The sequence below is a fragment of the Dethiosulfatarculus sandiegensis genome, assembly GCF_000931935.2.
Classification (GTDB): domain Bacteria; phylum Desulfobacterota; class Desulfarculia; order Desulfarculales; family Desulfarculaceae; genus Dethiosulfatarculus; species Dethiosulfatarculus sandiegensis.
In genome coordinates, this window is sequence record NZ_AZAC01000011.1 from 356165 (window position 1) to 369209 (window position 13045).

Below are 13045 nucleotides of genomic sequence, written 5' to 3' on the forward strand. Positions count from 1 at the left end.
TTGAAGGCCCCCATGGACTAGACCTGCCCGATAACAAAATTGATCAGCGGTTAATTCGGCGACATAAAAATAATCCGGATCATTTCAGGCAAACCATGAAAATCAAACAAAAAAGCAGTCCAAGCACCGCCGGCAAATTAACCCTTTTGTTTCTTATGTACATATCTCAAAAGGTTTTCCTGACCTTTACCTGGACTTTGCTGCCCTTGATTTTGCGCAAGCAGGGCGTGAGTCTGGGGACAATAGGATTCACCGCCCTGGTTTACAGCCCATGGGCGCTTAAATTTATCCATGCTCCTTTGGTGGATAGATACTTCAATAGCCGTCTGGGGAAAAGAAAGTCCTGGATTACACCTTTATTGGGTCTTTCCTGGATCATTCTTCCCATACTTGCCGTCACACCGCCATCCGGTGACTTGGCCCCGTTCCTGGGCCTGGTTTTTGTCTTAAATTTTCTCTATGCAACGATCGATATCGCGGTGGATGGATATGCCACAGATATCCTCAAGCCGGAACAAAGACCCTGGGGCAATACTATCCAGATGGTGGGGTACCTGCTTGGTTATATGCTGGGGGCCGGGGTCTTCATAATTGTTTATCAAACCCTGGGCTGGAAGCAGACTGTTTTCATCATCACCCTGCTACAACTTTTCCTCATGCTTCCAATTATCTTTCACCGGGAAATAAAACCCGTTTCTTCATCGTTGGGCCTGCTTTCAAAATCCGCTGAACAACCGCGGCACCCCAGCGCCCTCTATGTTCTGCGTCAGCCAAAGGCGCTTTGGTTTCTGGTGTTTCTCGCCCTGGTAACCATCTTCGACCAGGTGGGCAATCAGTTGCGTCTGCCTTTGCTGGTTGATTTGGGGATAAATCCCGCCCAACTGGGCCGGATCAACATATGGATCGGAACCCCCATTGCTATCCTTGGCTCCCTGGCCGGAGGCACACTTTTACGCCGTCTGGGGGCCAAACGGGTCTTTATCACGGGCTGCCTGGGAGCAGCCGCTGTGAGCCTTTTATCAGCCCTCTTATCTCAGCACAGCTCACCGGCCATCTGGCAGTTCGGTGCGATTATCGGCATAGACAGACTGGTTATGGGCATACTCAGCGTACTCACCTACAGCATGACCATGACCATGAGCGCTGGGCAACAATCCGCCACTAACTACGCCGTATTAAGCAGCGCAGGCCATCTCATAGGCTTTGCCTTTATGCCTTTGTCAGGTTGGGTCTGCGATCAAATCGGCTACTTCAACATATTCTCGTTTTTAGCCCTTAGCGGCATTTTGGCGATATTCATCGGCGAGAGGCTACTCCGAAAAAAACTGGCATATTCGGAAAACCGCCCCCCCATAAACATCAAAAAACAAACAGATGGAACTTCCAATCAATTAAACCGGCCTGGAGTTAAACCATGCAGAAAAAACTAACCACAGCTCTCACCCTCTACCTTGTACTTGTTTTCAGCCTGACGGCTTTTGCAAAGCAGGAAAAGACCCAAAAAACACATCAAATAGAAAAATTGACCGTAACTGCCCAAAAACGCGCAGAAGACCCCCAAAAAGTCCCCATAGCAATGGATGTAATGTCAGACATCTTTATTGAAGATGCCATAATGCAAAACACTATGGATCTGACCAGGTTCAGCCCCAACGTGTTCATGAAGGATTCACCATTTGAAAACGTAATCGTTATTCGCGGTATATCTTCTTTTGGCTCATCTCTTAATTCACCTGCGGCCTATTATGTCAACGGCGTGGGTTACGCTCTGCACTACATGCATGACAATGAACTTTTTGATGTTGAACGCATTGAAATTCTGAAGGGGCCCCAAGGCACTTTATATGGAAGGAACTCTGAATCCGGAGTTATCAACATCATCACCAAACAACCGGACAACACTCTGCGCGGCAAAATTTTGGGAGAATACGGAAACTATAATTCCTACCGGGGTGTCGCCAAGGTCAGCGGACCCGTAATAAAAGACAAACTCTTTTTGGGAGCTGCCGCCCAATACAAGTATTCAGACGGTTACATAGAAAATATCCACTATGGGGATGACGATGTAGCCTCAGTTAACCGCTTTAACGGCCGCGCCACCCTTCGCTGGACCCCTTCCGAGGCCTGGGACATATCCCTGATTGCAGATCTGGTGAACACCGACGACACGGTTGGCGTATTCCGGTATGCCAAAGGCTCCAACATCACCAGCCCTTTTGAAACCAGGCATGATGAGGTTGATGAACACTTCAAGGAAAACGGCAATAGCCAGGTTCTGAACATCAACTACCAAGCGGACAACTGGAAACTGACCTCAGTTACCGGTGTTACATACAGAACTTATTCAAAATTCAACGACTCTGACCTCTGGGACAACTCCGCCAGAAGGATGACCAATGACTACACCTATGACGACAGTCAGTACAGTCAGGAAATCCGCATCAATTCAACCGGCAACGGCAGATTGCAATGGCTCGGCGGCTTGTTTGCTTCTTTTGAAGAAACCAATACAAATCATGAAAATAAATCCATTACTGCAAACCGGGTGCTCAGCCATCACATAGCCGAAATCCAATCCCAGGGTTATGCGGCCTTTGGTCAGGCAACCTACGCCATAATCCCGGAGTTGCGCCTCACCTTTGGGCTGCGACTGGATAATCAAAACCTGGAAGGAGATTATAAAAATCCAGTCACCAACGTATCTTTACAAGAGGATCTTGACTTTACGGAGCTGCTGCCAAAAATTTCCATTTCCTATGACGCAACCCCTGATGCCACAGCCTATGCCACAGTTGCCAAGGGGTACTTGGCCGGTGGCTATAACTGGTGCATGAATCCCACTGAAAATACCTTTAATTTTGATCCCGAGTATAGCTGGAACTATGAGATTGGCCTTAAAACCAATTGGCTGGAGAACCGCTTGGGCGTCAACCTGGCCTTATTTTACATAACCACCGAGGATAAGCAGGTTTCCAATATTGAACCGGTCACCCATTTGAACACTATAGCCAACGCTGCCGAGGCATCTTCTTATGGTTTTGAGATCCAGGTGACGGCCAAACCCACAGAGGGGTTGGAGGTCTTTGCCAACCTGGGCTATACCCAAGCCAAATTCGATAATTTCCTTTCTTCAGCCTGGAACTCCTCTTATACAGATGTAGTCACCCAGGATCTGGAAGGCAATTACCTGCCCTACGCCCCCAAGTACACCTACAATGCAGGCATCCAGTACCGGGCGGAAAACGGCTTTATGGGACGGGTCGACCTGTTCGGGACCGGCCAGTTTTATGGCGATGCGGCCAACAGTTGCGAGCAGGAAGCCTACCAACTCGTGAACCTGCGCGTGGGCTATGAAAAAGAAAACTGGGAGGCCTATGTATGGAGCAAAAACCTGTTTGACCAGGAATACCTGACCTGGTTCCAGCCCAATGGCTCCAACCTTTACGCCATGGACGGCCCTCCCCTTACCTTTGGCGTCACAGTGGGTTACAGGTTCTAAGCACGTGGTTGGGAAAGGCCGTTTCGGCCTTTCCCAACAAACCGCCAAGGAGATGGGGAAAATGATTTTGCCAGAAGTAGAAACAAGCGCCGCCGGATTGTTTAACATGTTGTATTCCTCGGTTGAATCAACATTACTTATAACCAGTATCCGCCTGGAAGTTTTTGATTATCTCGTCACTCCCAAGACAGCGGAGCAGTTGGCCGAAGCCATTGAAACCGACCCGGTAAGCACCAACTACTTGCTAAACGCCCTTGTATCCTGCGCTTTATTGGAAAAAGAAAACGGATACTTCAAAAACACCATCACATCTCGGACTTTTTTGCTGAAAAACCAACCCACCTCTCTGGGCGAGGCTTTTCTCATGCAAAGCGGCATGCGGGATATGATGATCTCCGATCTGTACAACATGGTTAAAAAAGGGCCGGATTCCACCCCTAAAGACACCTCCGATCAGTCAGAGGAAAAGTGGGGCCGTTTCGCCTCCGCCATGGCCAATTGTGCAAGGGCCGGAACAGCCCAGCAGATGGCGGAAGTGGTGTCAAAAATGCCAGAATTCCCCGAGTTTAAAAAAATGCTGGACCTTGGCGGCGGGCCGGGAATATTTGGCCTGGCCATAGTGAGCAGTCACCCCGACATGAGGGGGGTGATATTTGATCGAAAGCCTTCGACCAAGGTTGCGGCCAAATTCATTGACGAATACCAGATGCAGGATCGCATGGAGGTGCTGGCCGGTGATTATAATCAAGACCCCATCGGCAAAGGCTATGACCTGATCTGGGCCAGCTCCACCTTGAATTTCGCCCAGCAAAACCTCCAGCCGGTGGTGAAAAAAATCTATAACGCCTTGAACCCAAACGGAGTCTTTATAAACCTCTCCGAGGGCCTGACCCACGAAGCCACCCAGCCCCACTTCTTCGTGCTCTGCACCATGGCCTGGTCCATACAAAACCATCCTTTGCGGGCATTCAACCAGGGCGAAATTGCCGAAGAAATGATAAAAGCCGGTTTCCGCAGCGTGAGGTCCCAAACAGTGGATACCGGCTGGGGCCCCATGGATCTGGATATAGCGCGAAAATAGAAACCAGACTGACCAGGCGGCTGGTAGCGCAATCGGCTGCCGGGAAATGAAAAACAAGCTGAATCGGTACAAACCACCGGGAAGCCTTTCGGCTCCCCGGTGGGGTTCATCTGCGGTAAATTTAAAAACAAACGGCGGGTATTTATTCTAAACCATCATCAAACCCGATACCATTAACAACATGCTTGTTTCCCCCGCCTTAAGCCGCCGAATTCCTCGGTAGTTTCATTAAAACCGAGCCGGTCTTTTGGGTCTTGAATCCCTGGGCCTTAAGAGCCTCTTCCCCGAGCGGGCTGGTTATGATGGTGGTTCCCGAACCGGTCAACTCGCCGTGTTTCATGATCAATTCACCACCGGCAATGGACATGACGCAGCTGCATTTTTCAAGGTCAACCACTGTGATATCAGCATCGGAACCTTGACCCAGATGCCCTTTTTGGGGCAATCCCAAGATCGAAGCCGGGTTGGTGCTGGTTTTGGTGACAAACTCTTCCAGGCTCAAGGCCCCCAGCTTGACCAGGGCCAGGCCCATGGCCACGGTGGTGTTCCTGGGGATGCCGCCGCCGTCTGTGCTGAGGCAGTCAACGGCAAAGCTTTTGTCGTCCCGTTTGGCAGAGGCCAGAACCAGTCGGGGCTCAGGCGGGTTCACCTTGAAGCAGACCAATGTGTTTGTTTCATGGCTGCGCCAATAGGCCAGGGCCTCTTCACCCACAGCCAAGGCAACCTTCCGGTCGCTTTCCATGTTTATCTGGGCCCAACCTTTTTTTATGGCCTGGGCCAGGCCTTGCTCTGTGCCTTCAAAACCACCGACCTTAAGGCACTTAATGGTGACCTGGCTCTCTGGAACTCCATCTGTGCATTTGGCGCTGGTCCCGTTTATGGGAGACAAATAGGATTCTGAGACAATATTGGGGTTTTCCTTTAAAGCCAAAAGTGCTTTTTGGGTTTCATCCAAAAGATCAGTAACCTGGCCTCGACAATAGCTGTTGATATGGGCCATATGCAAGGGACGCCCCTGGGCCAGCTCAATGGCCTCGAGCATTCCCAGGATATCTGATTTTTTGTTGGTTGATCCTGCGTGAAAGGCCACATAGGCGTTTAATTCCCCAGCCACGCCGATAGTCCTGTCTATGGCCTCTGGTGTAACCGGATAATGACCGCCCAGAAGCTTCACGCCCAAGGCGCCCTGGGACATGCAATTAAGCATCATCTCCTTAAGTTCGTCCCTGGAGGGATCATGGCAAGATACAGTGTAACCCGGCCTGACGTAATTCAGGCAAGCCAGGTTCAGCCCTGCGCCGTAATCCCGGGCAATCTCCAAAAAATCCTCGATGGGGCCCGCCATATCCAGGGCCGTGGTCACCCCGGCCCTGGCCATCATATAATGGGAATGTTTTCCTCCCAGCCATTTTGAGGCGTGGATATGCAGATCCACTATTCCGGGAATGGCGGAGGCCCCCTTGAGATTCAGGCTGCGCAGAGCTTTTGACTCGGGAATATCCACTGCGATTTCAGCTATCTTACCGTTTTTTACAGCCAGGTCGAAGTTACCGTTGATTTGATTGACCGGGTCGATCAACCGCCCGTTTTTTAAAACAATGTCATATGATTCATTCATGGCCATACTTGCCTTTTTTTAAAGCTCTAGCGGTTCGCGGCTCTTTTGAAAACCAGGCGCTGTCACACCGTAAATCAGGCAACAGCACCTGGCTCGGATAGACCTACCCACCCAACATGGCGTTAGGTAAGAAAAGCACCAGGTCGGGGAAAGAAAAGAGCAGAATCAAAATAAAGATATCGCACAATACAAAAGGCCAAACCCCCTTGAATACCTCTTCAACCTTGGTGCCGTCTCCCGCGGCTCCGGCCAGGCCAAAGGCGTTCAGTCCCACCGGTGGGGTGACTCCCGCTATTTCGTTGAGCTTCATGGCCACAACGCAGAACCAGATGGGGTCGTAGCCCAGGGCGATAACCACCGGGAAAAGAATCGGCAAGGTAAGGGCAAAAACAGCGGCCTGCACCACCAGCATGCCCAATATCAGCCAAAGAAGCAGCACACTGGCCAAAATCACCAACCGATGCACATCCCACTGTTGCAGAAAATCGGCCAATTCAAAGGGAATGCGGGTGATAGCCAGGAAACGGCTAAAGAAAAGAGCGGTTACGATAATAAACATCAGCATGGTGGCGGTGTGGGCCGATTCGCGCAAGGCCGCCCGGATCTGCCCCTTTTCACGCAACTTGCCTTCCACCAGGCCGAAAATCAAAGTTCCCAAAGCGCCCACGGCCCCGGCTTCGGTGGAGGTGAAAATGCCGGTATAGATTCCGCCGATAACCAGGAAAGCCAAAAACAAAATGGGCCACATATTTTTTAGGGCTTTGGCCCTGTCCTTAATGGTTACATTCCATTCCTCCGGCACCCTGGGGGCCAGTTCAGGCTTAAGCTTGGCCCGGATAAACATGGACAAGGCATAGACGGTGGCCGTAAGCAGGCCGGGAACAATACCCGCCATAAAGAGCCGCCCCACCGATTGCTCGGTAAAGATGGCGAACAAGATGAACATCCCCGAGGGGGGGATCATGCAGGCAAAGGTGCCGGCAGAGGCGATGCTGCCAAGGGAAAAGGATTTATCATAGTTATGACGCCGCATCTCCGGATAGGCCAGTTTGCCGAAAATAGTGGCCGTGGCCAGGGAAGAACCGCAGATAGCTGCAAAAACGGCGCTGCCAAAAGAAGTCGCGATCGCCAGTGAGGCGGGTATGCGGGCCGCCAGGATGTGAACGCTCTCAAAGGCCCGTTCGGCAAATCCCCCCCTGGTGGCAAAGGCTCCCATTAATATGAATAAAGGCAAAACGCAGAAGGTCGGAGAGGCTATGGAATAATACATAGTCTCGCCCAAAAGGGAGAGCCCCGAAGACCAGCCAACCAAAATCGCCGTGCCGATCAGCCCCACCAGGATGAAGTCAATAACAATATGCACACCCATCCCAAGCAAGGCCAAAAGGCAAATTATGCCGAGAGTTCCTATAAGGGTAAAATCCATGGTCTAATCCTCATCGGTTTTTCAGGGGGAAGGGGTTTCCGCCCCAAAAACCGTTTATGCTTCCGTTTTGGTTATTTGGTTAGGTTCCGCGCCTGGGCATAGGCATTCAGGCACAACTGAATAAAATAGAGCACCAGGGAAACCACCATCACAAACTTGACCGGATAGGTAAGCAGCGGAGTGGGACCTGCGATGGCCTCTTTTTCCAGAAAAGCTTCTATGGCATTGCCGGTTACGGCATAGAGGGTCGCACCAATGGCAAAACAACCCAGTAAATAGCAAAACAGATTGAACACGCCCCTAACTTTGGCAGGCAGCCTGACCAAAACGGCTTCAACCCGGACATGGCCCTTTTGCTCCTCGCAATGTCCCAGGCCCATGAAGACAACCGCGACCATGGCGAAAACCGCGGATTCGGCCACACCCACTATGGGGCAGGAAAGCCCCCTTGATATGAAATCACTGGTCAAAAGCAGCATGACCACAATCAGAAGCCAGCCACAGATCTCGGCAAAGAGACGATTCAGCTTGGTAATTTGTTTTTGCATTTAAATTCACCTTGATAAAAAAAGGTGGCTGGAACTCGGCCGGAAAATGATTGTCCGACCGGATTCAATAGATGTGTCCTTATGCCGGGGCATCCGAAAGCTTGCCGGCAAAACCCTTTTGGAACTTTGCCTGCGGTCAAGCGACGGGGCGGCTATCAAGGGATTTCTGGCCAAACGAAAACTTTTGCTAAGCCGTCTTTGCCCCACTTTCAGGCTGCCCGGCAATGGCATTGAGCGAGGCCTTGCGGCCTCACTTAAGCCGGATGTTTGCTAGTTAGAATCTATTTGTCTCGGGCAATGCCCTGAGCCACGATGTTCTTGACCTTTTCCAAAACGGCATTGGCGTCTTTAATGCCAAGAGCCTTGGCCTCTTTAACCCACTGCTGCTCGATTTCCTGGACCTGGGGAAGGCTCACCCAGGTCTTAATGTCCTCAGGCGAGGCAAAGGTCACCAAACAACCCATTTTTTCCTGATCTTTGACAATCTTGTCAAACCAGGAGGAATAGATTTTAGAGAATTTGGCCCGGGCAACCTCAGCCGCTTTCTTAATACCGGCCTTGACATCGTCGGGAAGGGATTTCCATTTACGGCTGTTTATGGTCACAAGGTAGGGGAGTGCTTACCCAGATTTCACGCATCACAAAGACATTGGGCGCAACCTCATCCAGTTTGGAGCGGTTGATGCTGTCGTAGTTTGTGTAAACGCCCTCAACCGCGTTGGTTTGAAGCGCCATGTAGCAGTCGCCCCAGGGGATTGAAACCGGAGTGGCCCCGGGCCCTTTGAGCATGGCCAAGGACCAACGGCTGGCAGCGCGCACCCTCTTGCCCTTGAAGTCGGCCAGGGATTTAACCGGCTGGGTAAAACAAACGCCGACCGGCAGGACAGAATAATTATAGATAATCTGTTGCTTGAACTTGGCGTACTCCTGGGTCAGGGCGGGCACTTCCCGGAAGATGTTGTCATAGACCCACATTTTGTTTTCATATTTAACAGGCCCCTGCTGGACCAGGATCACAGCGCTGTTCAAGGTGAGGCGTTTGGGGTAGTAGTTGACATTGATATGACCCATATCAACCACGCCATCTTTGATCCCCTTTAATATTTCCTTGCCTTTAAGCAGAGACTGCCCCCAGTAGGGCCGGACCTTGACCTTTCCGTTAGTCTGTTTTTCGATCTCATCCAAAAACATCTTCTCGGCCTCGCCCCGCAAACCGGTCGGCGTGGTGTTGGTGGCGTAGGTCAGGGTTAGGGCTTTGGCCTGAGTTGCAGCGCCCAGAAAACAAAAGACCAAAAAAGCTGCAAGAAAAAGAGTAAAACGGGATCCCATTGCCGGGGATTTCTTAAAGCCGGACATATGTCCCTCCAGTCCGTAAGGTGCGATGTAATCTACTTAAAAGAAGTGCAGAACCGCCAATTACAAATTCGTGGTGGTCATATGCTACAATCCCGCAAAAATATGCTGAAAAGAATCGGGTCTCGGCAGTATTTATTGATCGCCAAGGCCTGAAATGCCCTAGGGTTTGGATGAGAAAACCGGCCGGGTAAAAACCGCTGCACATGGGTGATTTGCCCATACTCTTCTGCGATTTACCAATTATTTTAAAAAATTATCAATCAACAGAAATGAGTCCGGTGTGAATGGCATAACGGGTGATCTCAGCGGTGTTATGCAGGTCCAGTTTCTCCATTAAATTGGAACGGTGGGTTTTCACTGTTTTAAGGCTGACACACAGCTGGTCCGCTATCTGGGGATTGGAAAGCCCCTCTGCTATGAGCTGAATGACCTCCCGCTCCCGGGGGGTCAAGGCCGTAAAACCGGGAGGGGCGGGCTCTGAGTCACCGGCCGCCTGTTGCAGATATTTTTGAATCACCGTGGCTGAAATGCTGGGGCTGAGAAAATACTCACCCCGGTGGGCCGCCTTTATGGCGGCTATCAATTCCCTGGGAGCGCTTCGCTTGATTAAATAACCGGAGGCACCGGCCCGTAAGGTCTCATAGACGTATTCTTCGTTGGAGTGCATGGTAAGGATCAAAACTTTTGTCTTGGGCAGGCTTTTTTTGAGCTGACGCGTTGCCTCCAGGCCGTTTAACGACGGCATGCTGATATCCATCACCACTACATCCGGCTCCAATTGAGCCGCTTTTTCCAGAACCTCCCGGCCATCTTCCGCATCGCCGACAACCTGTATATCAGTGTCGTCAAGCAGGGCAATCAACCCCTTGCGGACCAAAGTATGATCATCAGCCAAAATGACCCTGATATTATCAGACATCCTTTACCCGGCCTTTCATGGGCAGGAAAGCCGAAATTTGAGTGCCGCTGCCCGGCTTGGATGAAATATCCAGATCTCCGCCCAAAAAATCAAGTCTCTCCCGCATGCCCAAGAGCCCCACACCTGTTGAAGGGCCAAAAGCCGACAAAGCCTCGGCAAGATCAAAGCCGCTCCCATTGTCTTGAACAATCAACCGCAACTTGCCTGAAAGGCATTTCAGCCTGATCCAGACCCTGGTGGCGGAGGCGTGCTTGGCTATATTGTTCAGGGCCTCTTGGGTGAGCCGATACAGAACAATGACATATTCCGAAGGAATCTCCCGGCATTCATCAGCGGTGAACTCTATATTAAGGTTAAGTCTTTTGGAAAAGACCTTGGCATACCAGCGCAAAGTGGGAACCAGGCCCAAATCGTCCAACATGGGCGGCCTCAAATCCAATGACAGGTCATGGAGCTGTTCGGCCAAATTTTCAACCTGCTCAATGGTTTCGGTCAGCCTCCGAGGCAGGCCTTCCGCAGGAAAACCACTGATCTTGTTCTGCATCACGGAAAGATTAATATTGATCGCGGTCAGGGCCTGGCCCATTTCATCATGCAGTTCCAAGGCTATCCTTTTCCGCTCCGCTTCCTGGGCCTCCATTATCCTGGCCGACATACCCTGCAGCTCCAGCTCATGTTTCTTAACCTGCTGCCAAAGCTTATAGTTTTGAATGGATATGGCCAGGGTGTCGGCAATATCCTTACCCACTTTCAGGTTCTCCTGATCCTGGAATTTATGCCAGAAAACAGGCCATGTTTTCTTATTGCGCAGGATTTCAATAATATTATTCGGCGGCTTATCGTGCAAAATGTCAGCATGCTTATCTGACCCTGAAGAGTTATCAATGGAGCGGCTCTCAAGCTCCCGGGGCGAGGTATAGACCAGACTTATTATGCCCATCAACCCGCCGCCGGCCAACATGGGTATTCTATAAAAAGATTTATAGCCAACATCAGCCAAAATTCTATCAGTCCGGGTGATATTGGATTTACGGCTCAAGTCGTTTGCAATCTGAATCTTGCCCTGTTTCAGCCTGGCGATATCATAATCGCCCAGGTTATATTCAGTGCCTGTCTTAAGGGAGGTGCCAAAGGCGGTATCCAAAGCCAGGACCTTTGCCCTGCCTTTTTTAAAATCAAATAATATTACACTGGACCTCTGGCAGCCAAACAAGGCCCGCAGGGGTTTCAACACAGATTTAGCCGTTGTCTGGATATCCCTAAGTTCCAGGATTATCCTGTCGATGGAGTGCAAAAACTGAAGTTTTTCCGAATAGTTTTTTAAGGATTTTTCCGCTCTTCTTCGCGCCAAAAGATTAATGCTAAGTATAAAAATAATTAAGGTAAGGCCAAAAATACTTGCGGCAATACTCCATATTATCTTTTTATATTTATGATATACCGACACAGGCTCATTGATTATTATTGAGTCTGGTGGTAAGCGGTTTTCTTTTATACCAAACTGCTTAAGTTTTGCATAATCAAAGAAATACTTATTGGGATTATTTACATTTACGGGTATTTGAGAAACCTGGAGGCCGTTCAGTATCTTGTGCGCTATTTTAGCCGCCTTTCCACCCTGTTCTCCCGCGCTCACCAGACACCCGCCCACAACTCCAGAGCCCAGGTAACTGTCCCAAAGACAGTAAACAGGAACCGAACAGTTATTCGCAACCAGCCTGGCACTTTCCTGAATGGAAAGCAACACACCATTCTTATCCTGAGTAAAGTTGGCCAGCATCACTATTGTATCTTTACCCAGGGAACGCAACTTTTTTGAAAGATCTTTTACAGTTAAGGCCTCGGTAAACTTAAAAGCCACTTTCCCGTTCATTTTCTTTAATACAGGAATAAAAGACTGAATTATTGAAACACTGGTAGTTGTATTATCCACAACTATCAGCATTTTCTTTCTGGATGGATGAAATTTTACAGCTACATCTAATGTTTTATAGATATCGACCGATTCTACAATACCAGTAAAGCGTTTATGCCCATACAGTAAAGAATCATCAAAATATTTAATCCCGCAAAAGACCACCGGTATATCACTGAACAGATCAAAGCCATAGTCGATCAGAAAACGTAAGGCATTATCATCTGTCGCTATAATCACGTCTATTTTGCGCTTTGCGTACTTATATTTATATAATCGGTACAGATTTTCCAAATGTTCATGATCATAATTGTTTTTTGTATCCATATATTCAAAAAACAATTCAACCGGTCTTTCCCAGCTATTAACCTCCTTGATAATGCTATTGGATATATCATCGCTCCATTTTTGACCGCGATGAAAAGATTGAATAACAAGTATCTTCTGCTTCGCTATAACATCCACACTGTTTTCGGCAGCAGCCAACAAGTCACCAGCTGCTAGCATTATAAAAACCGACAGGAAGACTATAGCAATAGCCTTATATTTAGTAAAAAAATAACCTATCGCACAAAACAAATTAATTCTTCCCCGGATGCCAGGCAAAGCGATATTCAAGGATTCTCTTTAAAAAATAGCCAGTCCGGCAGCTTAAATGAGTGCGATTACCGGCCTGCAATTGA

The 13045-nt window shown here is 49.5% G+C and carries 11 protein-coding genes and 1 pseudogene; 4 read left to right on the forward strand and 8 right to left on the reverse strand.

Translation table 11 applies throughout. The features are described 5' to 3' along the window. The first annotated feature begins 95 nt into the window (after positions 1-95). The 3 genes from X474_RS09125 (at position 96) to X474_RS09135 (ending at position 4580) form a co-directional block, all read left to right on the forward strand. Positions 96-1430 carry an MFS transporter gene (locus tag X474_RS09125; RefSeq protein ID WP_044348276.1) on the forward strand — a complete coding sequence of 445 codons (1335 nt, stop codon included), beginning with the start codon at positions 96-98 and terminating at the stop codon, positions 1428-1430. Further along, the gene (locus tag X474_RS09130) at positions 1415-3499 is read left to right on the forward strand and encodes a TonB-dependent receptor (protein ID WP_044348278.1); all 2085 of its coding nucleotides are present in this window, start codon (positions 1415-1417) and stop codon (positions 3497-3499) included. The genes X474_RS09125 and X474_RS09130 overlap by 16 nt, the downstream gene beginning before the upstream one ends. A 61-nt stretch (positions 3500-3560) precedes the next feature. Further along, positions 3561-4580, forward strand: a complete 1020-nt coding sequence (locus tag X474_RS09135) for a class I SAM-dependent methyltransferase (protein WP_044348443.1) — start codon at positions 3561-3563, stop codon at positions 4578-4580. A 199-nt stretch (positions 4581-4779) separates the two neighbouring features. Here X474_RS09135 and X474_RS09140 read toward each other — a convergent pair whose 3' ends face one another. The 3 genes from X474_RS09140 to X474_RS09150 all read right to left on the reverse strand — a co-directional run bounded on the left by X474_RS09140 (position 4780) and on the right by X474_RS09150 (position 8172). Beyond that, positions 4780-6198, reverse strand: a complete 1419-nt coding sequence (locus tag X474_RS09140; RefSeq protein ID WP_044348444.1) for an amidohydrolase family protein — start codon at positions 6196-6198, stop codon at positions 4780-4782. 103 nt (positions 6199-6301) lie between these two features. Next, complete coding sequence (locus X474_RS09145) at positions 6302-7624, reverse strand: TRAP transporter large permease (RefSeq protein WP_044348280.1); 1323 nt, start codon at positions 7622-7624, stop codon at positions 6302-6304. 71 nt (positions 7625-7695) lie between these two features. Then, positions 7696-8172: a TRAP transporter small permease subunit gene (locus tag X474_RS09150; protein ID WP_044348281.1), complete on the reverse strand. Its 477-nt coding sequence runs from the start codon at positions 8170-8172 to the stop codon at positions 7696-7698. 46 nt (positions 8173-8218) lie between these two features. Here X474_RS09150 and X474_RS26475 point away from each other — a divergent pair, with 46 nt between their 5' ends. Then, the gene (locus tag X474_RS26475; protein ID WP_044348283.1) at positions 8219-8446 is read left to right on the forward strand and encodes a hypothetical protein; all 228 of its coding nucleotides are present in this window, start codon (positions 8219-8221) and stop codon (positions 8444-8446) included. A gap of 7 nt (positions 8447-8453) precedes the next feature. Here X474_RS26475 and X474_RS27035 read toward each other — a convergent pair whose 3' ends face one another. The 5 genes and pseudogenes from X474_RS27035 to X474_RS27225 all read right to left on the reverse strand — a co-directional run. After that, positions 8454-8777 (reverse strand): type 2 periplasmic-binding domain-containing protein, encoded by a 324-nt coding sequence (locus tag X474_RS27035; RefSeq protein WP_044348285.1) that lies wholly within the window; start codon positions 8775-8777, stop codon positions 8454-8456. Continuing rightward, entirely contained in the window at positions 8758-9528 is a 771-nt protein-coding gene (locus X474_RS27040) for a TRAP transporter substrate-binding protein (RefSeq protein ID WP_044348287.1), read from the reverse strand. The genes X474_RS27035 and X474_RS27040 overlap by 20 nt, the downstream gene beginning before the upstream one ends. A gap of 256 nt (positions 9529-9784) precedes the next feature. Then, positions 9785-10447 carry a response regulator gene (locus X474_RS09170; protein WP_044348289.1) on the reverse strand — a complete coding sequence of 221 codons (663 nt, stop codon included), beginning with the start codon at positions 10445-10447 and terminating at the stop codon, positions 9785-9787. Next, positions 10440-11798, reverse strand: coding sequence for a GAF domain-containing sensor histidine kinase (locus tag X474_RS26775; RefSeq protein ID WP_231688310.1), 1359 nt, complete (start codon positions 11796-11798; stop codon positions 10440-10442). The genes X474_RS09170 and X474_RS26775 overlap by 8 nt, the downstream gene beginning before the upstream one ends. A gap of 150 nt (positions 11799-11948) precedes the next feature. Beyond that, positions 11949-12869: pseudogene (locus tag X474_RS27225) on the reverse strand (ABC transporter substrate-binding protein); the annotation flags it as partial. Between the last annotated feature and the right edge of the window lie 176 nt (positions 12870-13045).

Excerpts from the sequence above, each read along its gene's own strand:
- X474_RS26475 (WP_044348283.1), top strand. The coding sequence starts at position 8,219 with ATGATTGTCCGACCGGATTCAATAGATGTGTCCTTATGCCGGGGCATC.
- X474_RS09125 (WP_044348276.1), top strand. The coding sequence starts at position 96 with ATGAAAATCAAACAAAAAAGCAGTCCAAGCACCGCCGGCAAATTAACC.
- X474_RS09145 (WP_044348280.1), bottom strand. The coding sequence starts at position 7,624 with ATGGATTTTACCCTTATAGGAACTCTCGGCATAATTTGCCTTTTGGCC.
- X474_RS27040 (WP_044348287.1), bottom strand. The coding sequence starts at position 9,528 with ATGTCCGGCTTTAAGAAATCCCCGGCAATGGGATCCCGTTTTACTCTT.
- X474_RS09140 (WP_044348444.1), bottom strand. The coding sequence starts at position 6,198 with ATGAATGAATCATATGACATTGTTTTAAAAAACGGGCGGTTGATCGAC.
- X474_RS09130 (WP_044348278.1), top strand. The coding sequence starts at position 1,415 with ATGCAGAAAAAACTAACCACAGCTCTCACCCTCTACCTTGTACTTGTT.
- X474_RS09170 (WP_044348289.1), bottom strand. The coding sequence starts at position 10,447 with ATGTCTGATAATATCAGGGTCATTTTGGCTGATGATCATACTTTGGTC.
- X474_RS09135 (WP_044348443.1), top strand. The coding sequence starts at position 3,561 with ATGATTTTGCCAGAAGTAGAAACAAGCGCCGCCGGATTGTTTAACATG.
- X474_RS09150 (WP_044348281.1), bottom strand. The coding sequence starts at position 8,172 with ATGCAAAAACAAATTACCAAGCTGAATCGTCTCTTTGCCGAGATCTGT.